The organism is Aedoeadaptatus ivorii (assembly GCF_030815095.1).
In the GTDB taxonomy this organism is placed as follows: domain Bacteria; phylum Bacillota; class Clostridia; order Tissierellales; family Peptoniphilaceae; genus Aedoeadaptatus; species Aedoeadaptatus ivorii.
The window spans coordinates 67,189-86,743 of sequence record NZ_JAUSWF010000004.1 but is presented as its reverse complement, the minus strand read 5'-3'; the positions used below and the strand labels follow the sequence as shown (position 1 = coordinate 86,743).

The 19,555-nt window shown below is 56.7% G+C and carries 21 protein-coding genes; 17 read left to right on the top strand and 4 right to left on the bottom strand.

From position 1 onward, the window contains the following. Positions 1-183 precede the first annotated feature (183 nt). Entirely contained in the window at positions 184-708 is a 525-nt protein-coding gene (locus tag QO008_RS03870) for a nitroreductase family protein (protein WP_307384576.1), read from the top strand. 27 nt (positions 709-735) lie between these two features. On the opposite strand, the gene QO008_RS03865 is transcribed toward QO008_RS03870, so the two are convergent. Next, on the bottom strand, positions 736-1,110 hold the full coding sequence (locus QO008_RS03865) for a VOC family protein (RefSeq protein WP_307384574.1): 375 nt from the start codon (positions 1,108-1,110) through the stop codon (positions 736-738). A gap of 131 nt (positions 1,111-1,241) precedes the next feature. On the opposite strand from QO008_RS03865, the gene tsaE reads away from it, so the two are divergent. Genes tsaE through tsaD form a run of 4 tightly spaced genes read left to right on the top strand, consistent with a single transcriptional unit; the run spans position 1,242 to position 3,809 of the window. Continuing rightward, positions 1,242-1,706, top strand: a complete 465-nt coding sequence (gene tsaE / locus QO008_RS03860; protein WP_307384573.1) for a tRNA (adenosine(37)-N6)-threonylcarbamoyltransferase complex ATPase subunit type 1 TsaE — start codon at positions 1,242-1,244, stop codon at positions 1,704-1,706. Then, positions 1,687-2,400: a tRNA (adenosine(37)-N6)-threonylcarbamoyltransferase complex dimerization subunit type 1 TsaB gene (gene tsaB / locus QO008_RS03855; RefSeq protein ID WP_307384571.1), complete on the top strand. Its 714-nt coding sequence runs from the start codon at positions 1,687-1,689 to the stop codon at positions 2,398-2,400. The genes tsaE and tsaB overlap by 20 nt, the downstream gene beginning before the upstream one ends. After that, a complete protein-coding gene (gene rimI, locus QO008_RS03850; protein WP_164715262.1) occupies positions 2,369-2,812 on the top strand; it encodes a ribosomal protein S18-alanine N-acetyltransferase in 444 nt (147 codons plus the stop codon). Before tsaB ends, rimI begins: the two co-directional genes overlap by 32 nt. A gap of 1 nt (position 2,813) precedes the next feature. Beyond that, the gene (gene tsaD, locus QO008_RS03845; protein WP_126466185.1) at positions 2,814-3,809 is read left to right on the top strand and encodes a tRNA (adenosine(37)-N6)-threonylcarbamoyltransferase complex transferase subunit TsaD; all 996 of its coding nucleotides are present in this window, start codon (positions 2,814-2,816) and stop codon (positions 3,807-3,809) included. Between the two features lie 462 nt (positions 3,810-4,271). Here the strand turns inward: tsaD and QO008_RS03840 are convergent, their stop codons facing one another. Next, on the bottom strand, positions 4,272-6,170 hold the full coding sequence (locus QO008_RS03840; protein ID WP_307384569.1) for an ABC-F family ATP-binding cassette domain-containing protein: 1,899 nt from the start codon (positions 6,168-6,170) through the stop codon (positions 4,272-4,274). A gap of 163 nt (positions 6,171-6,333) precedes the next feature. Between QO008_RS03840 and QO008_RS03835 the strand changes: the two genes are divergently transcribed. From QO008_RS03835 to QO008_RS03825, 3 genes are all read left to right on the top strand, one after another. Beyond that, positions 6,334-6,978 carry a redox-sensing transcriptional repressor Rex gene (locus QO008_RS03835; protein WP_307384567.1) on the top strand — a complete coding sequence of 215 codons (645 nt, stop codon included), beginning with the start codon at positions 6,334-6,336 and terminating at the stop codon, positions 6,976-6,978. Positions 6,979-7,044: 66 nt separating this feature from the next. Continuing rightward, entirely contained in the window at positions 7,045-7,833 is a 789-nt protein-coding gene (locus QO008_RS03830; RefSeq protein WP_126466182.1) for a DNA-3-methyladenine glycosylase family protein, read from the top strand. Next, positions 7,830-8,528, top strand: a complete 699-nt coding sequence (locus QO008_RS03825; RefSeq protein ID WP_307384564.1) for a DUF554 domain-containing protein — start codon at positions 7,830-7,832, stop codon at positions 8,526-8,528. Before QO008_RS03830 ends, QO008_RS03825 begins: the two co-directional genes overlap by 4 nt. 56 nt (positions 8,529-8,584) lie before the next feature. Here QO008_RS03825 and nrdG read toward each other — a convergent pair whose 3' ends face one another. After that, positions 8,585-9,085, bottom strand: a complete 501-nt coding sequence (gene nrdG, locus QO008_RS03820; protein ID WP_126466180.1) for an anaerobic ribonucleoside-triphosphate reductase activating protein — start codon at positions 9,083-9,085, stop codon at positions 8,585-8,587. A gap of 4 nt (positions 9,086-9,089) precedes the next feature. After that, positions 9,090-11,249: an anaerobic ribonucleoside-triphosphate reductase gene (gene nrdD, locus QO008_RS03815; RefSeq protein ID WP_307384560.1), complete on the bottom strand. Its 2,160-nt coding sequence runs from the start codon at positions 11,247-11,249 to the stop codon at positions 9,090-9,092. A gap of 350 nt (positions 11,250-11,599) precedes the next feature. Here nrdD and QO008_RS03810 point away from each other — a divergent pair, with 350 nt between their 5' ends. The 9 genes from QO008_RS03810 (at position 11,600) to QO008_RS03770 (ending at position 19,315) form a co-directional block, all read left to right on the top strand. Next, the gene (locus tag QO008_RS03810) at positions 11,600-11,881 is read left to right on the top strand and encodes a co-chaperone GroES (protein ID WP_126466178.1); all 282 of its coding nucleotides are present in this window, start codon (positions 11,600-11,602) and stop codon (positions 11,879-11,881) included. 48 nt (positions 11,882-11,929) lie between these two features. Continuing rightward, entirely contained in the window at positions 11,930-13,561 is a 1,632-nt protein-coding gene (groL, locus tag QO008_RS03805) for a chaperonin GroEL (protein WP_126466177.1), read from the top strand. A gap of 129 nt (positions 13,562-13,690) precedes the next feature. Beyond that, the gene (locus tag QO008_RS03800; protein ID WP_307384557.1) at positions 13,691-14,698 is read left to right on the top strand and encodes a hypothetical protein; all 1,008 of its coding nucleotides are present in this window, start codon (positions 13,691-13,693) and stop codon (positions 14,696-14,698) included. 20 nt (positions 14,699-14,718) lie between these two features. After that, positions 14,719-16,107 carry a cysteine--tRNA ligase gene (gene cysS, locus QO008_RS03795; protein ID WP_126466175.1) on the top strand — a complete coding sequence of 463 codons (1,389 nt, stop codon included), beginning with the start codon at positions 14,719-14,721 and terminating at the stop codon, positions 16,105-16,107. Further along, complete coding sequence (locus tag QO008_RS03790) at positions 16,092-16,520, top strand: Mini-ribonuclease 3 (RefSeq protein ID WP_126466174.1); 429 nt, start codon at positions 16,092-16,094, stop codon at positions 16,518-16,520. The genes cysS and QO008_RS03790 overlap by 16 nt, the downstream gene beginning before the upstream one ends. Further along, the gene (gene thyX / locus QO008_RS03785; RefSeq protein ID WP_307384555.1) at positions 16,510-17,283 is read left to right on the top strand and encodes an FAD-dependent thymidylate synthase; all 774 of its coding nucleotides are present in this window, start codon (positions 16,510-16,512) and stop codon (positions 17,281-17,283) included. Before QO008_RS03790 ends, thyX begins: the two co-directional genes overlap by 11 nt. Further along, complete coding sequence (gene rlmB / locus QO008_RS03780; protein ID WP_307384553.1) at positions 17,268-18,011, top strand: 23S rRNA (guanosine(2251)-2'-O)-methyltransferase RlmB; 744 nt, start codon at positions 17,268-17,270, stop codon at positions 18,009-18,011. Before thyX ends, rlmB begins: the two co-directional genes overlap by 16 nt. Then, positions 17,989-18,525 carry an NYN domain-containing protein gene (locus QO008_RS03775; RefSeq protein WP_126466171.1) on the top strand — a complete coding sequence of 179 codons (537 nt, stop codon included), beginning with the start codon at positions 17,989-17,991 and terminating at the stop codon, positions 18,523-18,525. Before rlmB ends, QO008_RS03775 begins: the two co-directional genes overlap by 23 nt. Positions 18,526-18,538: 13 nt before the next feature. Beyond that, the gene (locus tag QO008_RS03770; protein WP_232006472.1) at positions 18,539-19,315 is read left to right on the top strand and encodes a ZIP family metal transporter; all 777 of its coding nucleotides are present in this window, start codon (positions 18,539-18,541) and stop codon (positions 19,313-19,315) included. Positions 19,316-19,555: the final 240 nt, after the last annotated feature.

Below are 19,555 nucleotides of genomic sequence, written 5' to 3'. Positions count from 1 at the left end.
GTGATTCCGGTGTCTAATAGTACACTCTCGGGCGGCGGTACATTCAAGTGATTTGCCTGCAAAACACCTATATTACCGAAAACTTACCCATATATTACATAAAGAGACATAGAAATGCGGCGTTCGACGGTACAAACGGGAGAACCGATCGACTTTCGGGTATAAAATATACGAGGTGATACTATGTTTTTGGATTTGGCCGAAAGGCGCAGAAGTATTCGAAAATTCACCGACGAGCCGGTGGATATCAAAGATATGGATCTGATCGCCGAGGCGGCATTGAATGCGCCCTCCGCGATGAACCGCCGACCTGTGGAGTTTGTAATGGTACGCGATCCCAAGACGCTCGCGCTTTTGTCGGAGCTGAAGCCGGTGGGCAGTGCGCCACTTGCCGGGGCGGCGCTCGCCATAGCGGTACTCGCCGATACCGAAAATGGCAAGGGCACCTATGTCCACGATGCCGCCATCGCCGCGATCACTATGCAGTATGCCGCGGCGGATCTGGGTCTGGGTTCCTGCTGGATCCATGTCGACGGCGCCCGCACCCAAGATGGGATCGAAAGCGCCGAGTATGTGCGCAAGCTCCTGGATGTGCCGGATAGATATTATGTCGGCTGCGTTCTTGCCGTGGGCCATCCCGCCGAGACGCCGACCGCCCGAAAAGAGCGCGCGGACAGTCCCCGCCACGACGAGCGATTCGGACAGTAAAAGGGCCCTCCTCTCGGAGGGCGTTTTTTATATCTCGTCGTCTTTGTGATAGAGATTCCAGCGAAAACCGAAGGGATCGTCGAAGCACGCCGTCGTCTCCCACACTTCGGTGCACGTGGCGGGCGCTTCTATGGCGACGGCGTCCCGTTCCAGGGCATCCGCATAGAGGGAAGCGAGCCGGTCCTTTTCGACTGCCATTTGAAATTCCAGGCAGTTCGCGGGGATTTTGGGACCCGGATAGCAAATCAGCGTAAAGGGCACGCCTTCGATTTCCATCTCGATCCGATCGGCCCTTCCCTCGTATTCGAATCGATGGACGATCGATGCGCGAAACAGGTCGAGATAAAAGTACGATGCGGCATCGGGGTCGTCGACATAGAGTCGTACGGTCAGTGTTTGCATAGCTACCTCCTTTATAGATCGTTCAAAAGATACCCGAATTCGCCCCGAATCCTCGAGACAGATGCCAAAAGCCTGTCGCCGCTTTTTTCTGTCGCCAAAATTGGATATAATTACAGTTTAGGAGGGAAGCTATGATACTCAACGGACAAGACAAAACCGAAGCATTGGGCCGCTATTTGGGAGAGCGGGTCAAGGCTTATGATATTCTCGCCCTCATCGGCGATTTGGGCACGGGAAAGACCACCTTCGTCAAGGCGCTCGCGGAGGGCATGGGCTTTCACGGCGATGTGACCAGCGCCACCTTTGCCATCGTAAATATTTATAAGGGCGATCCGCCGCTTTACCATTTCGACGCGTACCGCCTCCGCGACGAGGAGGATTTCTTTCAGGTGGGCGGCGAGGATTTGTTGGGCGATGCCGCGGTGTCGGCCATCGAGTGGGCGAATTTGATCGAAGAGAGCCTGCCCGAAAATTATTTGGTCCTCGAATTTCGGCGGATCGACGAAACCACCCGAGAAATCACCGCAAAGGGCGTGGGGCCGCGGGGCAAGGAATTGGAACAGGAGGTGGCGAAGTATGAAGACACTCGCCTTTGATACCGCCACGATGGAGGCGACCTGTGCCGTCGTCGAAGACGGAAAAAAGCTCGCCCAATCCGCGATCAACAGTACGCTGTCTCACTCCGAGACCCTAATCGGCATGATCGAGGGAATGTTAAACGGTTTGGACCTGAAGATCGCCGATATGGATCTGATCGCGACGGGGACGGGGCCCGGCTCGTTTACGGGCCTTCGGATTTCGGTGGTACTCGCCAAAATCCTCTCCCGCGCTTCGAACATTCCCCTGGTGGGGGTATCGACCCTCGAGGCGCTTGCGTCGCAGGCGGCGGAAGGGGAGGAGATTATCCCCGTACTCGACGCCCGCCGAAATCGCGTCTACTGCAGCCGCTTTCGGCGCGGCGCGGGCGGACGGCTGTTGCGCATCAGCGAAGACAACGCCCGCTCGGTAGAGGCGGTGGCGGAAGCGGCGAGCGAGGGCGCGGTGCTCTTGGGCGACGGGCTCTTGTCGTATCGCGACGACTTCGCCGCGGCGCGTCCGGATTTCGTGCTCTATCCCGACCCCTTGGGAAAGGTGCGGGCGGAATACATCGCCTATCTCGCCGAGGCGCGCTACCGCGAAAAGGGGCCGGACAATCCCTATGCCCTGGAGCCCAATTATCTGCGGCCGTCCCAGGCGATGCGGGAATACAGGAGGAAACATGGACAATCTGACAATGCGACAAGCGAATGAGGCGGATCTCGACGAGATTATCGCCATCGAGCAGGAGAGCTTTACCAATCCCTGGACCGAAGGGGGTTGGAAGCGCGAACTGGAAAATCCCCTCGCCTATTACGAGGTGCTCCTCTATCACGACGTGGTGATCGGCTATGTGGGCGCCTTTCTCTTGGGCGACGAGGCACATATCGGCAATGTCGCCATTCGAGAAGAGTTCCGCAACAACGGCTACGGGCGCTATATGATGAACCACTATCTGTTTTCCCTGTATGAAAAAGAGATGACGAGCGCCACCCTCGAGGTGCGCGACGACAACTACCCCGCCATCGTCCTCTACGAATCTTTGGGCTTTCGGGTGGAGGGCGTGCGCAAGAACTACTACGCCGACGTAAAACGCGACGGCTTGATCTATTGGAAGAGGTGGTAATATGTTGACTTTGGGAATCGAATCCTCCTGCGACGAGACCTCCGTCGCGGTGGTGGAAGACGGGCGCAAGATTCTGTCGAATATGATCTCCTCGCAAATCGAGATCCATCGCCTCTTCGGCGGCGTGGTGCCCGAGATCGCTTCGCGAAAGCACGTCTCCGCCATTTTGCCCATGCTCGATCTCGCCTTGGAAGAAGCGGGGGTGGATCTCGCCGATATCGACGTGATCGCCGCCACCCGGGGTCCGGGGCTTATTGGCGCGCTTTTGGTGGGCCTTACCGCCGGGCGCGGCCTCGCCTTGGCGACGAACAAACCCTTTGTGGGGGTCAACCACATCCGCGGGCATATCTGCGCCAACTACCTGACCCATGCGGATCTCGAGCCGCCCTTTGTGGGGCTGATCGTATCGGGCGGGCACAGTTATCTGATCCACGTACACGACTATATCGACTTTACCCTCTACGGAAAGACGCGCGACGATGCCGCCGGGGAGGCCTTCGACAAAGTCGCCCGGGCGATGGAGATCGGCTATCCCGGCGGACCGGTGATCGACCGACTCGCCCAAAAGGGCGAAGAGACCTACGATCTGCCCCGGGTGATGTTGGAGGCGGACAGCTACGATTTCAGCTTCTCGGGGCTCAAGACCGCCGTCTTAAACGAAATCAACAAACACAGACAAAAGGGCGAAGAGATTGTGATAGAAAATATGGCCGCCTCTTTTCAGCAGGCGGTGGTGGACGTGCTGGTGGAAAAGACCTTCCGCCTCGCCGAAGCGCTGGGCGAGAAGACTATCGTCCTCGCCGGCGGCGTGAGCGCCAACTCGGGTCTGCGTCGCGCCATGGAAGCGCGGGGCGCGCGACAGGGAATCTCGATCTACTATCCCGACCCCGTGTTGTGCACCGACAACGGCGCCATGATCGCCTCCGTGGGCTATTACAGCTACAAAAAGGGAGAAGACAGTCCGATCTTTGCCGATCCCAATCTGGGCTTAGATTGATACAAAGCGGGACACCCCGCTTTTTTTGTGGGCATTTTTCCTAGAGAATCGGCAGGCGCAATTTTACCGAAATTTTACGCATCGATATTGAGAATCAACGGGCGCAAGGGAAAAATAGTGCAAGGTTGCGGGAAAATCGCAGAATGCTCCGCTCTCTTCGAGAAAAATATGACGGGCACAATGTCGTGTGAAAACTGTGGGTAATTCGTGTATAAGTCTGTGGATAAAGTGGATAACTCTGTGGAATGTCGAGAAATCCACGGTGGAGATGTGCATAACTCTGTGCATACTGTGGGAAAGATGTGGATTGCGGAATTTCTCGCCGTCCGCGGAAATGGCAAAGAGCATTGAGAATGGGGAAGATAAGGGAAAAAAGTGCAACTTAGAAATTTGGAAGGCCTTTTCCCTTACAAAGCCCGCTTTAAGGGCGTGTAAACGGCGCACAAAAAAATCCGAAGCGCACTACGCTTCGGAAGATTCCATCCATTCTTCGTATTTTTGATCGAGCGCCTCTTGCAGTCGCTCGCGATCGGCGGCAAGGGAAAGGGCGCGCTCGTGATCCGCATAGGTTTCGGGTTCTGCGAGCGCCGCATCCAGCGCTTGCAGATCCGCCTCGAGGGTTGCGATTTCCTCCTCCAGCTTGCGCACCGCCGCCCGGCGCTTGCGCTCGTTTTTTTGGCGCGCGCGGTTTTTTTTCTTTTCCTTAGCGATCTGCGTCTTGGAGACCGCCTCCTCCTCTTCCGGTTCTTCGTGGGCGGCCTCCCACTTTTCGAGGAAGTAATCGTAATTGCCCTCGACGAGAAAGACCCCGTCTTTTAGCAGGCAGACGGTCTTGTCGGTGACGCTGTTTAAGAAATAGCGGTCGTGGCTGATGGTAAGCACCGTGCCCGTGTAGTCCTTGAGGGCATCTTCCAGCGCTTCCTTGCTGTCGATATCCAGGTGGTTGGTGGGCTCGTCCAGCAAGAGAAAATTCGCGCCGCTCAGCATGACGATCAACAGCGAAAGCCGTCCCTTTTCCCCGCCGGAAAGGTCCCCCACCTGTTTTTCCAAGTCGTCGCCGGTAAAGAGAAAGCGCGCCAAATACGAGCGGATCTGAAACCGGTCGAGCTTCGGATTGCGATCCCAGAGCTCCTCGGCCACCGTCTTGGCATCGTCCAAGGTCGCCATCTCCTGGTCGAAATAGGCGATCTCGACGCCCTTGCCGAGGTGCACGGTGCCTTCGGTGGTGTCGGTCTCTTTGAGGATCATCTTAAAGAGCGTACTCTTTCCGATTCCGTTGGGGCCGATCAGCCCCACGCGCTCGCCCTTATAGACGGGAAAGGACACGTGCGAGAATAGCGTCTTTTCGCCGAATGCCTTTCCCGCCTCTTCCAGGAGGAGGACGTCTTTTCCGCTCTCTTTTTCGGTTTCGAAGGCGAGGGTCATGGTGCGGCTTGCGGTGACGTCTTCGAGCCGCTCTACCTTATCCAACTGTTTTTGCCGGCTGCGGGCGGCCTTTACGCTCCTCTCCCGGTTCCAGGAACTGTAGCGCTTTATGATTTCTTCCTGGCGCTTGATTTCCCGCTGCTGCATTTCATAGGCGTGTTTTTGCCGCGCCACTTCTTCGCGACGGCGGCGCACAAAGTTGGTGTAATTCCCCCGATAGCCGTCGAGGCGCTTGTCGTGTAAAAACAAGATGTGATCCGCCACATTGTCGAGAAAGTAGCGGTCGTGGCTGATGACCACCACGGCGCCGCCAAAGGCCTTCAGGAATTTTTCGAGCCAGGCGATCGACTCCATATCCAGGTGGTTGGTGGGCTCGTCCAGCAACAGGAGATCGGGACGGTGCAAGAGCAGCTTGGCGAGGGCGAGGCGGGATTTTTGGCCGCCGGATAGGGTAGAGGCGTCCATCTGCATTTCCGCTTCCGAAAAGCCCAGCCCCCGCAGCGCTCCCAATACGGCGCTTTCGCGGGCGTAGCCGCCGCTCTCTTCGTAGAGATCGCGCGCATTTTGGTAGCGGTGGATCAGCGACTCGAGCGCGTCTCCTTCCAAATGCGCCATCTCCTCTTCCATGCGGCGCATTTCGTGTTCGATCTCGATCACCGCGCGAAACGACGCCATACACTCCTCGTATATGCTCGCTCCGGGGGTGACGGCGACGTGCTGCGACAGATAGCCGATGTGCAGGTCCTTGGCGAAAGCGAGTTCCCCTTCGTCGGGGCTCAGTGTGCCCGCCAAAATCTCCATCAAGGTCGTCTTTCCGCTGCCGTTGTTGCCGATCAGTCCGATCTTTTCGCCCTCTTCGATTCGAAAGCCGATGCCCTCGAAAATGGGCTCTATGTAAAAGGTCTTTGTCAAATTGCGCGCCGATACGATTGCCATTGTATTCCTCCCTAATCTACAGGTATCATAGCAGAAAACGGGCGGCAGAAAAAGCGCCTGTGATTTATATGTGAAAGTCTTTTCAAACGAGATGGACTTCTGTATACTATAATGAGAGGGAATTAGGTTCATGCCTCCGACAGTACGTTGAAAGGTGATAGAAGTGGCAGAAAATACAAAGAATAAAGTATCGGAAACCGTCATCCGTCGGTTGCCGAAATACCATAGATATTTAAGCGAACTCCACGAAAAAGGAGAAGACCGCATCTCTTCGCAGGAACTGAGCGACTTAACCGGCTTTACCGCCTCGCAGATTCGCCAGGACCTGAACAACTTCGGGGGATTCGGGCAACAGGGCTACGGCTATAAGGTAACCGTACTCAAATCCGAACTGGAAAATATATTGGGCATCTCGACTGTCTATAAGACCGTAATTATCGGGTCGGGGCGTTTGGGGAGCGTCATCAGCAACTACCGCGGATTTTTGGAGAGCGGATTCGAGATCGTCGCCATGTTCGACCGCGACGAGCGCGTGGTCGGCACCCATATCGGCGAGCACAAGGTAAAATCCGTCGCGCGGCTCGAGGAGTTTTTGAAGAAACATCCCGAAGTCAGCGTCGCCATCTTGACCTTGCCGAAGATCGGGGCACAGGCCGTCGCCGATCGCCTGGTGGCGGCGGGGATTCGCGGCATCTGGAACTTCGCGCCGGAGGATCTGGAGGCGCCGGAAGATGTGATCGTCGAGAACATTCGTCTGACGGACAGCCTTTTGACATTGAGCTATTATCTGACGGAACAGGATCGATAACAGGGGCGGGTGGTACGACCACGCCCTTATTTTTATACCGATTTACTTAGAAACGAGCGGATCGACGTGAACAAAGCCTTACAGAGTCTGCTAAACAGCGGGCAGTACTTCCATTGGAAAGAAGAAAATGGCGTCGTCGCCATGGCAAACGGCGCGGACGCCTTTTTCCTCACGAAAGAGGGTCTGGTGGGAGATCGGGACCGCTTTCGCCGCTTTGTCGACGCCGGGCGAAATTACGGCCCGATCCGCCGGCATATTTTAGAAGCGGAGGATCTCCGTGATCTTCGCGCCTACCTATCCCTTCGAATTCTGCGGCAAGATCCCTGGGAGGCGATCGTCGCCTTTATCCTCTCGGCGAACAACCACTTCGGGCGGATTCAAAACACCGTCCTCGCCCTGGCCGAGACCTATGGCGAGCAACTGGCGGAATACGAAGGGAGGGCGGCATTCGCCCTGCCCTCTCCCGCAGCGACGGCGGCCCTGGATCCGGCGCATCTGCGGGCGCTGGGGGCGGGCTACCGCGACCGCTATCTCGTCGAGACGGCCGAGAAGGTCGCATCGGGCGCATTCGATATAAACGCCCCGTACGACCTGTCCTATGCCGAGGCGAAGGCGTATTTGAAGACGCTTTCGGGCGTGGGACCCAAGGTCGCCGATTGTATTTTGCTCTTCGGCTACGGCAAGCTCGACGCCTTTCCCGTGGATACCTGGATCGCCAAGGCGATGGCGCGCTTCGGGGAATTTCCTTCCCGCGAGGCGATGTGCCGCTACGGCGTGCGGCGATTCGGCCCCTATGCGGGCTATGTGCAGCAGTTGTTATTTGTGTCGGAAAGAGAGAAAGGAAGGAAGCCGTGATCGGAGTCATTGCAAACGCCGTCGCCATCGTATTGTGCGCGGGCCTCGGCACATTGATCGGAAATCGCATCCCCGAGCGGGTACAAAAACAGATTATGATCGCCCTCGCCCTCTGCGTGATGGTGATGGGCGCCCAGATGGGAATGGGGGCGGACGAATTTTTGATCGTGATCGTCTCGATGGCCGTGGGCACGGCGATCGGCACCGCCTTAGACATCGACGCCGCCTTTCGCCGCTTCGGCGAGACCGTAGACGCCAAGTTTCGAAGAAGCGAAACCGACAAAGGCGCTATGGGGCCGGTGTCTGCCGGGGTACAGGCGAGCATCCTCTTTTGCGTCGGCTCGATGGCGATCGTGGGAAGCCTGCAGGCGGGTATGAACGGCGACAACGAGGTGCTTTTGGTAAAGGCCGCCCTCGACGGGCTCACCTCGGTGGTCTTTGCCTCCACCATGGGCTTCGGCGTCGCCCTTTCGGCGATTCCCGTCCTTATCTATCAAGGCGCGATCACGCTGATGGCGACGACGCTTGCGCCCTTGATCGGCGAGGCGCTGATGGCCGATCTCACAGCGGTCGGCGGCATTATGATCTTTGCCATCGGCCTGGGCCTTTCGGAGATCAAAGACGTGCGCATCGCCAATATGCTGCCTTCGTTCTTCTTGCCCATTCTGATCCGCTGGATGATGGGATTTTTCTAAAAACCTAAATTTTACGACAAAAAACGCCTCTCGCGGCATGGCCGGGGAGGCGTCTTTTAGGCTCTGAAGACGGGGGATTTTGTCTTCAAACTCTCTTTTACATCCAGGATCCTTTGGTTGGCGCTCCCCCGAAAGGCGAGGCGCAAGTCCTTTTCGGCCTCCACAAAGGGGCCGTCCACCAGCACGTCGGTCAAAGCAAGCAGGGCGCGCTTGGCGGGATCCCGGAGGATCTCCTCAAAGGTATAGCCCGAGTAGATCCAGATATTCGTATCCACTTGTTCTCGCACCGCCTCCAGCACCGGGACGAGCCACAGATTTTCCATGGGCTCGCCCCCCAAGAGGGTAAGCCCCGCGATCTGCGGCCGCGCGAGGGCCGCGATCAGCGCCTCTGTTTGTGCATCGGTCCACCGATCGCCATAGGCGGGATCTTGGTAGGCGGCGTTAAAGCAACCCTTGCAGCCGTGGGAGCAGCCGGTCACGAAGACTGACACGCGAATGCCCTCGCCGTTTGCCACATCCAGCGTCCGAATTTGCGCGCAGCGTCCGAATTTGGTCATGGCGCTAAATGTGGAGGACGCGGGCGTCGATTTCCTTGGTGCGTCCTTCGTTCCAGAAGTTTTCGCCCAAATAGCCGCAGGTGCGGCGAATCACCGTAAGGGCGTTGCGGTCGTCGTTGTGGCACTGGGGACAGTACCAGTCGCCGGCTTCGTTGACGAGGATCTCGCCGTCGAAGCCGCATTTGTGGCAGTAGTCCGACTTGGTGTTAAACTCCGCATAGGAAATGTGATCGTAAATGTAGCGCATCATGGTGAGGATCGCCTCGATATTGTTCGCCATATTGGGGATCTCCGCGTAGCTGATGCAGCCGCCGGTGGAGATCTTTTGGAACTCGCTTTCGAAGTCGAATTTCGAGAACACGTCGATCTCTTCGCGCACGTCTACGTGATAGCTGTTGGTATAAAATCCCTTGTCGGTAATATCTTCGATCTCGCCGTAGGTCGCCCGGTCGATGGAACAGAAGCGGTGGGTCAGCGACTCCGCCGGCGTGCCGTAGAGGGCAAAGCCCAGTCCGGTCTCTTCCTTCCAGCCGTCCACCGCATCGCGAAGGGTGTGCATTACCTTCATCGCAAAGGCACGGCCCTCGGGGGTGGTGTGGCTCTTATGGGTGACGCATTTCGACGCCTCGTATAGGCCGATATAGCCCAAAGAGAGCGTGGAGTAGCCGCCCTCTAACAGATGGGTGATCTTTTCGCCGGGGGCGAGGCGGGCGATGGCGCCGTCTTGCCAGTGGATGGGCGATACGTCGCTGGTGACGTCCTTTAAGAGGTCGTAGCGGTGCATAAGCGCCTTTTTCGCGATGTCTAAGCGCTTTTCGAGAATCCGAAAATACGCGTCTTCATCCCCTGCGGCGAGAATGCCGATCTGTGCCAGATTCAAACTGACCACGCCCATATTGAAGCGACCGTCGAAGACGTATTCGCCGTCTGCGTTCTTCCAGGGAGAGAGGAACGAGCGGCAGCCCATGGGCGAAAACACATTGCCTTCGTAGATTTCCTGCATCTTTTTGGCGGAAATATAGTCCGGATACATGCGCTTTGCCGTACACTCCGCCGCCAGGCGGGTAAGGTAGTAGTAGGGGCTGTCTTCGTACATATTGTGTTCGTCCAAGACATAGATCAGCTTGGGGAAGGCGGGGGTGACGTGTACCCCGTCCTTGTTTTTGATGCCCTCGATCCGCTGGCGCAGGATCTCTTCGGTAATCAAAGCGGCCTCGTAGGCGTATTCGTCCTCGGGCTTACAGTACATAAACAAGGTCACAAAGGGCGCCTGGCCGTTGGTGGTCATCAGCGTGTTGATCTGGTACTGAATGGTCTGTACCCCGCTTTTGATCTCGCGCTTGGTGCGGCGCCACGCCACCGCCTCCGCCTTTTCGACATCCGGCGCGTCCATGCCGTAGATCTCCGTCTGTTCCTCGATCGCCGCGCGCAAATACTTCTCGAAAGAACGGCGCACATAGGGCGCGAGGATGCGGTCGATTCCGTTGATGGACTGGCCGCCGAATTGGCCCGATGCCACCTGGGCGATGATTTGGGTGGTGATGGTACAGGCGGTCTGAAAGCTCTTGGGGGATTCGATCATTTTGCCGTTCACGACGGTGCCGTTTTTCAGCATATCCCGCAGATTGATCAGACAGCAGTTGAACATGGGCTGAATAAAATAGTCCATATCGTGGACGTGAATGGCCCCGGAATCGTGGGCGGTGACGATGTCCGCGGGCAGGATCCTACGCCGGGTGATGTCCTTGGACACCTCGCCTGCGATCAGATCCCGTTGGGTGGAGACCACCACGGCGTTTTTGTTGGAGTTTTCGTCCATAATGTCCTTTTCGGAATAGGTCAACAGCCCGATGATCGAGCGGTCCGTCGAGTTGGTTTCGCGCTTAAAGGACTGTACCGAGCGGTAGCTCTCGTACGCTTTTGCCGTGGTGATATTGGATTTTTCGATTAGCTTTTCGAAGACCCGTCGTTCCACCTGATAGACGGTGGATTCCAAATTTCCGTCCAGAATCTCGTCTTCGATTTCTCTTGCAATGTCCTCGCCCTGGCCCGGCACAAAGTACCCCGTGGGGGAGTGCATGGCCTTTTCGATGGCGACGACGATTTTTTCGCGGTCGAATCCGGTGATGCGACCGTCTCGTTTTACGATGGTCAGATTGCGCATCTATAAAACTTCCTTTCCGGTATGATTCAGAGGCAGATTGCGTTCCGATCACTATATCCGGAATGCCCGCGGGTGTTGAGGGCCGCGGACGGTGTAAACAGAACTCGTCCCGGGGAGGGGACAAGTACCCCTAGTATATAGGAGGAAAGGGGAACAATAAAGCATGGAAGGCGGCAAAACACATACATAGTTGTATCCATCGGCCCGCGATCCGCCACAGGCGGCGCTTTCTAGCGGGACAAATTTTTTTGCCCGAGGAGCGGTTTACAAGCAACAAAAATGTGGTATTATATAGGAGAAGGCTAGCACTCCATGACTGCAAGTGCTAATAAGATTTTCAGGAGGTCTGTATGAACATTAAACCCTTAGGCGAGCGCGTCGTCATTCAAAAAATAGAAAAAGAAAACGTGACCGCCGGCGGCATCGTATTGCCGGATTCCGCAAAGGAAGAATCCAATGTGGCCACCGTTATCGCCGTCAGCGAAGAGCTGAAAAATTCCGAAGAAATCCACTGCGATTTGAAGGAAGGCGATAAGGTCATTTACAGCAAATACGCCGGCAACGAAGTAGAAATCGACGGCGAAAGCGTCATCGTCATTAAATATCAGGATCTGTTGGCTTCTTTAAGCTAATCGGATCGAAAGACACAGCGACAAACGAGCACAAATACAGGAGGAATTATGGCTAAAGATATTCAGTTCGGTTCCGAAGCGAGACAAAATCTCGTATCGGGCATCAATAAACTCGCCGACACCGTAAAAGTCACCTTGGGGCCCAAGGGCAGAAACGTCGTTTTGGACAAGGAATTCGGCGCGCCTTTGATCACCAATGACGGCGTGACCATCGCCCGCGAAGTGGAATTCGAAGACCGCTTCGAAAACATGGGGGCACAACTGGTCAAAGAAGTCGCCACCAAGACCAACGACGTGGCCGGCGACGGCACCACCACCGCGACGGTACTGGCACAGGCGATCATCCGCGAAGGCTTGAAGAACCTCGCCGCCGGCGCCAATCCCATGGTGCTCCAAAAAGGCATCCAAAAGGCGGTAGAAACCATTGTCGAAGACTTGAAGAAGTTCTCCGTTCCCGTGGACAATTCCGCGGCCATCGCCAATGTCGCCGCCATCTCCGCGGCCGATGAGACCATCGGCAAGCTGATCGCCGAAGCCATGGAAAAGGTCGGAAAAGACGGCGTCATCACCGTCGAAGAAAGCCGTTCCATGGGCACCAAACTCGACGTCGTCGAAGGGATGCAATTCGACCGCGGCTATGTAAGCCCCTATATGGTCACCGACACCGAAAAGCGCGTGGCGGAACTCGACGATCCCTATATTCTCATTACGGATAAGAAGATCTCCAATATTCAAGACCTCCTCCCCGTATTGGAACAAATCCTTCAAGAATCCCGTCCCGTCCTCTTAATCGCAGACGACATCGAAGGCGAAGCCATGGCGACCTTGGTCGTAAACAAACTCCGCGGCACCTTAAATGTCGTCGGCGTCAAGGCGCCCGGCTACGGCGACCGCAGAAAGGACATGCTGCAAGACATCGCCATCCTAACCGGCGGCACGGTCATCACCGAAGATTTGGGCTATGACCTCAAGGAAGCCACCGTCGATATGCTGGGACGCGCACAAAAGGTTCGCGTCGAAAAGGACAAGACCGTCATCGTCAGCGGCGCCGGCGAAAAGGCGGCCATCGACGGACGCGTCGAAGAAATTCGCGCACAAATCGCAGAGACCGAAAGCGAATTCGACCGCGAAAAACTGCAAGAGCGCTTGGCAAAACTGTCCGGCGGCGTCGCCGTGATCCAAGTGGGTGCGGCCACCGAAGTGGAACTGAAAGAGCGCAAGCTCCGCATTGAAGACGCCTTGGCGGCCACCCGCGCGGCGGTCGAAGAAGGCATCGTCCCCGGCGGCGGGGTCGTCCTCGTCGACTGCATCAAGGGCGTAGAAGCCTTGGCAGAAGACGCCGAAGGCGACGAAAAGACCGGCATGACGATTATCCTACGCGCATTGGAAGAACCCCTGCGTCAAATCGCGGAAAACGCCGGCGTAGAAGGATCCGTCATCGTCGATCGCGTCAAGGGCGAACGCGACGGCATCGGCTACGACGCCTACAAGGCCGAATACGTGGATATGATCGAAGCGGGCATCGTAGACCCCACCAAGGTTACCCGAAGCGCGCTGCAAAACGCAGCCAGCGTCTCCTCGATGCTCCTCACCACCGAGGCGGCCATCGCCAATATCAAAGAAGACATGCCCGATCTGGGCGCGGCAGCCGGCATGGGCGGCGGCATGGGCATGATGTAAAACAAGAAAGAAAAAGAGCGGAGCGATCCGCTCTTTTTTTATACAGAGAATGCAGGCTCTTATCATGTAGTCGAAAGGGGTAAAAAGTGATAGAATGAACAAAGATAGGCGAAAAGAATAGGAGATACTATGAATAAAAAATATATCGTTAATGAAATTAAAAAAGACATGAAAGCCTGTATCGACGCCCTGGAGGCGGAAAATCTCTACGAATTCCGCAATCGCTGGGAAAAATACTTCGAGCTCTTGGAGCTCCTCTACGAAATCGACGAAAGTTTCGCCCCCTCCCCCTGGGAGACGGAAGAACCCCGTAAAGAAGAATCCGAAGAGGGTGATTCCTACCAAGGCAGCGTCCACCTGCGGCTGGGCGGCGGCGTCGTGGGCGAAAGAAAGGTCTTTATTCCCGAAAAGATCCTGCGCCTGCAAAATATCGGCGAAGGCGACGAGGTGTGCGCCACCGTGGCGAGAAAGCTGTTTTCTAACGGCCGTACAAAGACCATCTACAACTACGAACTCGTACGCAAATTCGACGGCGATGCCGATACAGAGCGCCGCGTCATCCGCTACGCCCAAGTGCAATACGACTACGGCTACCCGGGCCTGTATATTTTGGGCGAAGGGGAAGACGGCGAAATGCGGATCGACCTCGAGCACGATCTGCTCGGCAATTTGAATGTGTCCGAAGGGGATATCGTCGACTACGCCTATTGGAAGAAGGACCCCTTAAACGGCAAGGTAATTTGGAAACATAATCTGGACAGTGACAATGTGCTCACCGAATTCGACAACAACGAGCCCTTGGACCAAGAGGACGCGGGCTTTATACGAAACGCGCAGATCACCGTATTCGGCGGCGGCGAAGAGATCTCCCGCCACGTAAAGGCCATGCTCGATGCGGGCGGAGATGTGATCCACGTGGAGGATTTGACCCAGCCGAGAAGCGTAGAGCGCAACATGGACGGGGCGGATCTGGTGCTGGTATATCTCGATGCCGTGCGCCCCTCGGATGTGGCGCGGATTCGCGACGGCGTCAAAAAGCGCGATCTGGAAGTGCTCTTTGTCAAGGACAAGGACTTGGGGAGCATCTTCTCGGCCATTCGCGACAAATTAGAAAACGGAAGCTATTACTACCGCTAGAGGCAAGAAAGGACGATACCGTGAAATTATTCAATTCCCTGACGAGAACTAAAGAAGAATTCGTGCCATTGGAGGAGAATGCCGTTCGCATGTATAACTGCGGACCCACGGTCTATAACTTTATCCACGTCGGAAACGCCCGCCCCCTGGTGGTCTTTGACACCCTGCGCCGCTTTTTTATCTATAAGGGCATGGACGTACAGTTTGTCGTAAACTTTACCGACATCGACGACAAGCTGATCAACCGGGCCAAAGAAGAAGGGCGCACCGTTTCGGAAATCGCCGACACCTATATCGAAGAGTTTAAGAAAGACGCCAAGGGACTGAACCTCTATACCTACGAGACCATCAATCCCCGCGCCACCGAATATATCGAGCCGATCATACACTTTATTCAGGGTCTGGTCGACAAAGACGTCGCCTACCCCGCCGGCGGGGATGTCTACTTCGACATCACCAAGGCGAAGGACTACGGCAAGCTCTCGGGAAAAAACATCGACGAATTGCAGAGCGGCGCGCGGATCGAGGTCAGTAGCGTAAAGAAAAACCCCGGCGACTTCGTGCTCTGGAAGGGCAAAAAGGAAGGCGAACCCTTCTGGGAAAGCCCCTGGGGCGAAGGCCGGCCGGGCTGGCATATCGAATGCTCGGTAATGGCGAAGACCATTTTGGGCGATACCATCGACATCCACTCTGGCGGGGAAGACCTGCAGTTTCCCCACCACGAAAACGAGATCGCCCAGTCCGAGACCCTCACCGAAAAGCCCTTCGCCAACTACTGGCTCCACAACGGCATGATCACCGTCGACGGCACCAAGATGAGCAAGTCTTTGGGAAATTTCTTTACCGTGCGCGAAGTGGCGGGCGTATTCGATCTGGAAGTGCTCCGCTTCTTCCTCCTGAGTGCCCACTACCGCAGTCCCATCAACTATTCCTATGACGCCATGGAACAGACCAAGGCGGGCCTAGAACGCCTCTACGGCGTGCGCGACCATATGGAACAGCTCTTAAAGGGCGAACTGCCCAAAGGCGACGACGACGCGTTTATCGCCTCGGTGGAAGCGGAGCGCAAGGCATTTGTCGCGGCCATGGAAGACGACCTGAATACCGCCAAGGCGGTGGGCATCCTCTTTACCCTGGCGCGGGAGATCAACAGCTATATCGCCAAGGGCGCAAAGCGCGAGGCGCTTCAAAAGGCCTATACGGTCTATATGGAACTCGCCGAGGTGCTGGGCATCCTCTACCGCCGAGACGACGGGGACGCTTCGGAGATCGAGGCGCTGATCGCAGAGCGAAACGAGGCCCGGGCCGATAAGGACTTCGCCCGTGCCGACGAGATCCGCGATGCGCTCCACGATATGGGCATCGTCATCGAGGACACCCGGGAAGGGACCCTATGGAAGAGAATCTAAGAAGATATTTTTCCGCCCCGCTGTGGACGGAACGCGAGGCGAGGGGCCAAAATCCCCTCGTTCTTGCGTATATAGGCGATGCGGTCTTCGAACTCTTTGTACGGAGCGATGTGCTCGCCCGAAACGAAAAGGTATCGGCCCTCCATAAGGCCTCCGCCGATCGGGTGAAGGCGCGGGCACAGGCGGAACTCGCGGCGGCGCTTTCGGACTTTTTTACCGAAGAGGAAGAAAAGATCTTTCTGCGCGGCCGAAACACCCACCAAAAGACCATGGCAAAAAACGCCACCGTCGCCGAATACAGAAACGCCACCGGCTTCGAGTGCTTGATCGGCTATCTCTACGGCGCCGGAAAGAGCGAGCGGCTGCGGGCCTATTTTACGGAAATAGAAAGGATCTGGAAGGATGAAGGTTAAATTGATCGGCCACACCCCCGACGCCCAGGAACTGATCGCCAAGGCGGCGAAACTCTGCTATTCCCCGGTGGGGGTCGACGAAATCGAGGCGAAACTCGACGACGAGGAGACCGAGCGCTTTGTCGGCATGCTCGCCGGCCTCTCCCATCTGTCGCCCTTGGAACACGCGAGCTTCACCTTCGCCGTAGAAGGGGTCAGCCGGGTAATGACCCACCAACTGGTGCGCCACCGCATCGCCAGCTATTCCCAGCAGTCCCAGCGGTATGTGCGCCTCGACGCCATGGAATACATCACGCCCCCCGCCATTCGAGACGACGCCGAGGCCGCGGCGCGCTTTCAGCGGGCCATGCAAGAGGCGGAATCGGCGTATCGGGAACTGACGGATCGATTGCGCGGCCGCTACGAGCGCGCGCTGACAGAAGCGGGGGAAGACGAGAAGGCGGCTGCCCGTAAGGCCGAAAAGCGCGCCATCGAAGACGCCCGCTACGTGCTTCCCAATGCCTGCGAGACCAAAATCGTCGTCACCATGAACGCCCGCACCCTGCTTCATTTCTTCGAGACCCGGCTGTGCCTTCGGGCGCAGTGGGAGATCCGCGAAGTGGCGCTCGCCATGTTAAAAGCGGTGCTGTCCACGGCCCCCGCCCTCTCTCAAAAGGCCGGGCCGCCCTGTGTTCAAGGTCCCTGCCCCGAGGGGAAGATGACCTGCGGAAAGATCGATTCCGTCAGAAAAATGTATAGGGAGGAAATATGGAAACGGCAATGATCTACGGCAGGCATCCGGTGCTCGAAGCGCTGGGGCCCAAAGTCGATAAACTCTACATTCAAAAGGGCGCCAAAGACGGATCCATCGGAAAGATCCGCCGCGTGGCAAAAGAACTCGGCATCTTCGTGCAGGAGCGGGAAAAATCTCGCCTCGACGAAATGACCGCCGGCGCCAACCACCAGGGCGTGGTCTGCTTTGTATCGGACTTTCGCTATGCGGAAATCGACGAGATGCTCGCCCTGGCAGAGGCGCGGGGCGAAGATCCCCTCCTAGTCCTCCTCGATTCCGTGCACGATCCCCACAATCTCGGCGCCGTCATCCGAAGCGCCCTCGCCATGGGCGCCCACGGCGTCATCATCCCCAAGCACCGCGCCGCGTCGGTAAACGCCACGGTGTATAAGACCTCCGCCGGGGCGGTGGACGAGATGCTCGTCGCCAAGGTCACCAATCTCAATCGCACCATCGAGGAATTGAAACAGAAAAACATTTGGGTCTACGGCGCCGACGCGGGACAAGCCCCCCTCTATACCGCCGACCTCACCGGGCCCATCGCCATCGTCGTCGGAAACGAAGGCGACGGCATCGCCGAAAAGACCAAAGAACATACCGATGTCTTGCTTTCGATTCCCATGCCCGGCGGCTTCGAGTCCTTAAACGCTTCGGTGGCGGCGTCGATTTTTCTGTACGAGACCCTGAGGCAGAGAGATGGAAAACAAAAGAAGGTATAAGCGCCAGGGGCGCTACCTCTTTGTCGACGGCTACAATATCATCAACGACTGGGAGGCGCTCAAGCCCTTGGTAGAAGATCGGCTCGAGGAGGCGCGGGAACGCCTGATCGAAATCTTAGAGGAATTTGCCGCCACCGAACATATCTACGTCATCCTCGTCTTCGACGCCTACCGCGTAAAGGGAAACCCCGGCTCCTTTTTACAGCGAAAGGGCATGGACATCGTCTTTACCAAGGAACTCGAGACGGCGGATCACTATATCGAAGCGCAGATCGCCTCGATGGGCCGCGTGCGCGAAGTCGTCGTCGCCACCAGCGACTATGTGGAGCAGCAGATCATCCTCGCCCGGGGCGGCAAGCGGATCAGCGCCCGAGAGCTTGAAATCGTCGTCTCTGCGGCAAAAAACCGCACCCGGCAGCAGGCAAAACACATGGTCACCAGGGAGCGCATGGGCGGCGCCCTGGACGAGCGCAATAGGAGGAAACTCGAAACCCTCCGCAGAAAGCTGAAATAACGGAGGAGGAATTTTGGAGTTATCCATACTACGAACCATCTTTACGCCCCTGTTGGGCACCACCTTGGGCGCCGCGTCGGTGCTGTTCTTTCACGAGCGAATCGACAAGCGCGCAGAACGCGCCATGAACGGCTTCGCCGCCGGCGTCATGGTGGCGGCATCGGTCTGGAGTCTTTTGATTCCCGCCCTGGACCGCACGACGAGCATGGGAAAATTCGCGTTCTTTCCCGTCGTGGCGGGCTTTTGGCTGGGCACTTTGTTTATGCTCGCCTTGGACCGCATGGTGCCCCATCTCCACGGCAAAAGCGAAGAAGGACCGGAAACGGGGCTGGATCGCTCTACCATGCTCCTGCTCGCGGTTACCATCCACAACATCCCCGAGGGCATGGCGCTGGGCGTCGTCATCGCCGGCTGGCTCTCCGGCGGCGTCTCCATCTCCGAAGGGGCGGCGCTCGCCTTGGCGGTGGGTCTCGCCATTCAGAACTTTCCGGAGGGCGCCATTGTCTCCCTGCCCATGCACGCCCGGGGCATGAAACGCGAAAAGGCGTTTATAAACGGCTTCCTCTCGGGCGTCGTGGAGCCCGTCGCCACCGTCATCACCATGGTTCTCGCGAGCCGGGTGCTTCCGTTTATGGCGTATTCTCTGAGCTTTGCCGCCGGCGTCATGGTCTATGTCGTCGTCGAAGAACTCATCCCCGAAACCGCCGAGGGTACCCACTCCAACATCGGCGTCCTCGCCTTTGCAGCGGGCTTCACGTTAATGATGACATTGGATATCGCCCTGGGATAGGAAACGCTTCGGCGTTTTCTTTTTTTGCGCACAATTTTTTTGTTTTTCAGAAAAAACGGCGGCGGAGTCGCAAAAAATAAAGAAAAACTGTATATTGAAAGCAATTTATAAAAACTCGGCGCGCATTCATTTCATCATTTATTGAATTTTCGACCATAGACGAAAAATAATTTCATAAAAGTCGAAAAACCCCTTGTTTTATTGGCGCCCGCGGTGTATGCTCGAGATAGAAGAAAATAC

Excerpts from the sequence above, each read along its gene's own strand:
- QO008_RS03870 (WP_307384576.1), top strand. The coding sequence starts at position 184 with ATGTTTTTGGATTTGGCCGAAAGGCGCAGAAGTATTCGAAAATTCACC.
- QO008_RS03865 (WP_307384574.1), bottom strand. The coding sequence starts at position 1,110 with ATGCAAACACTGACCGTACGACTCTATGTCGACGACCCCGATGCCGCA.
- tsaE (WP_307384573.1), top strand. The coding sequence starts at position 1,242 with ATGATACTCAACGGACAAGACAAAACCGAAGCATTGGGCCGCTATTTG.
- tsaB (WP_307384571.1), top strand. The coding sequence starts at position 1,687 with ATGAAGACACTCGCCTTTGATACCGCCACGATGGAGGCGACCTGTGCC.
- rimI (WP_164715262.1), top strand. The coding sequence starts at position 2,369 with ATGGACAATCTGACAATGCGACAAGCGAATGAGGCGGATCTCGACGAG.
- tsaD (WP_126466185.1), top strand. The coding sequence starts at position 2,814 with ATGTTGACTTTGGGAATCGAATCCTCCTGCGACGAGACCTCCGTCGCG.
- QO008_RS03840 (WP_307384569.1), bottom strand. The coding sequence starts at position 6,170 with ATGGCAATCGTATCGGCGCGCAATTTGACAAAGACCTTTTACATAGAG.
- nrdG (WP_126466180.1), bottom strand. The coding sequence starts at position 9,085 with ATGACCAAATTCGGACGCTGCGCGCAAATTCGGACGCTGGATGTGGCA.
- nrdD (WP_307384560.1), bottom strand. The coding sequence starts at position 11,249 with ATGCGCAATCTGACCATCGTAAAACGAGACGGTCGCATCACCGGATTC.
- QO008_RS03810 (WP_126466178.1), top strand. The coding sequence starts at position 11,600 with ATGAACATTAAACCCTTAGGCGAGCGCGTCGTCATTCAAAAAATAGAA.
- groL (WP_126466177.1), top strand. The coding sequence starts at position 11,930 with ATGGCTAAAGATATTCAGTTCGGTTCCGAAGCGAGACAAAATCTCGTA.
- QO008_RS03800 (WP_307384557.1), top strand. The coding sequence starts at position 13,691 with ATGAATAAAAAATATATCGTTAATGAAATTAAAAAAGACATGAAAGCC.
- QO008_RS03790 (WP_126466174.1), top strand. The coding sequence starts at position 16,092 with ATGGAAGAGAATCTAAGAAGATATTTTTCCGCCCCGCTGTGGACGGAA.
- thyX (WP_307384555.1), top strand. The coding sequence starts at position 16,510 with ATGAAGGTTAAATTGATCGGCCACACCCCCGACGCCCAGGAACTGATC.
- rlmB (WP_307384553.1), top strand. The coding sequence starts at position 17,268 with ATGGAAACGGCAATGATCTACGGCAGGCATCCGGTGCTCGAAGCGCTG.
- QO008_RS03775 (WP_126466171.1), top strand. The coding sequence starts at position 17,989 with ATGGAAAACAAAAGAAGGTATAAGCGCCAGGGGCGCTACCTCTTTGTC.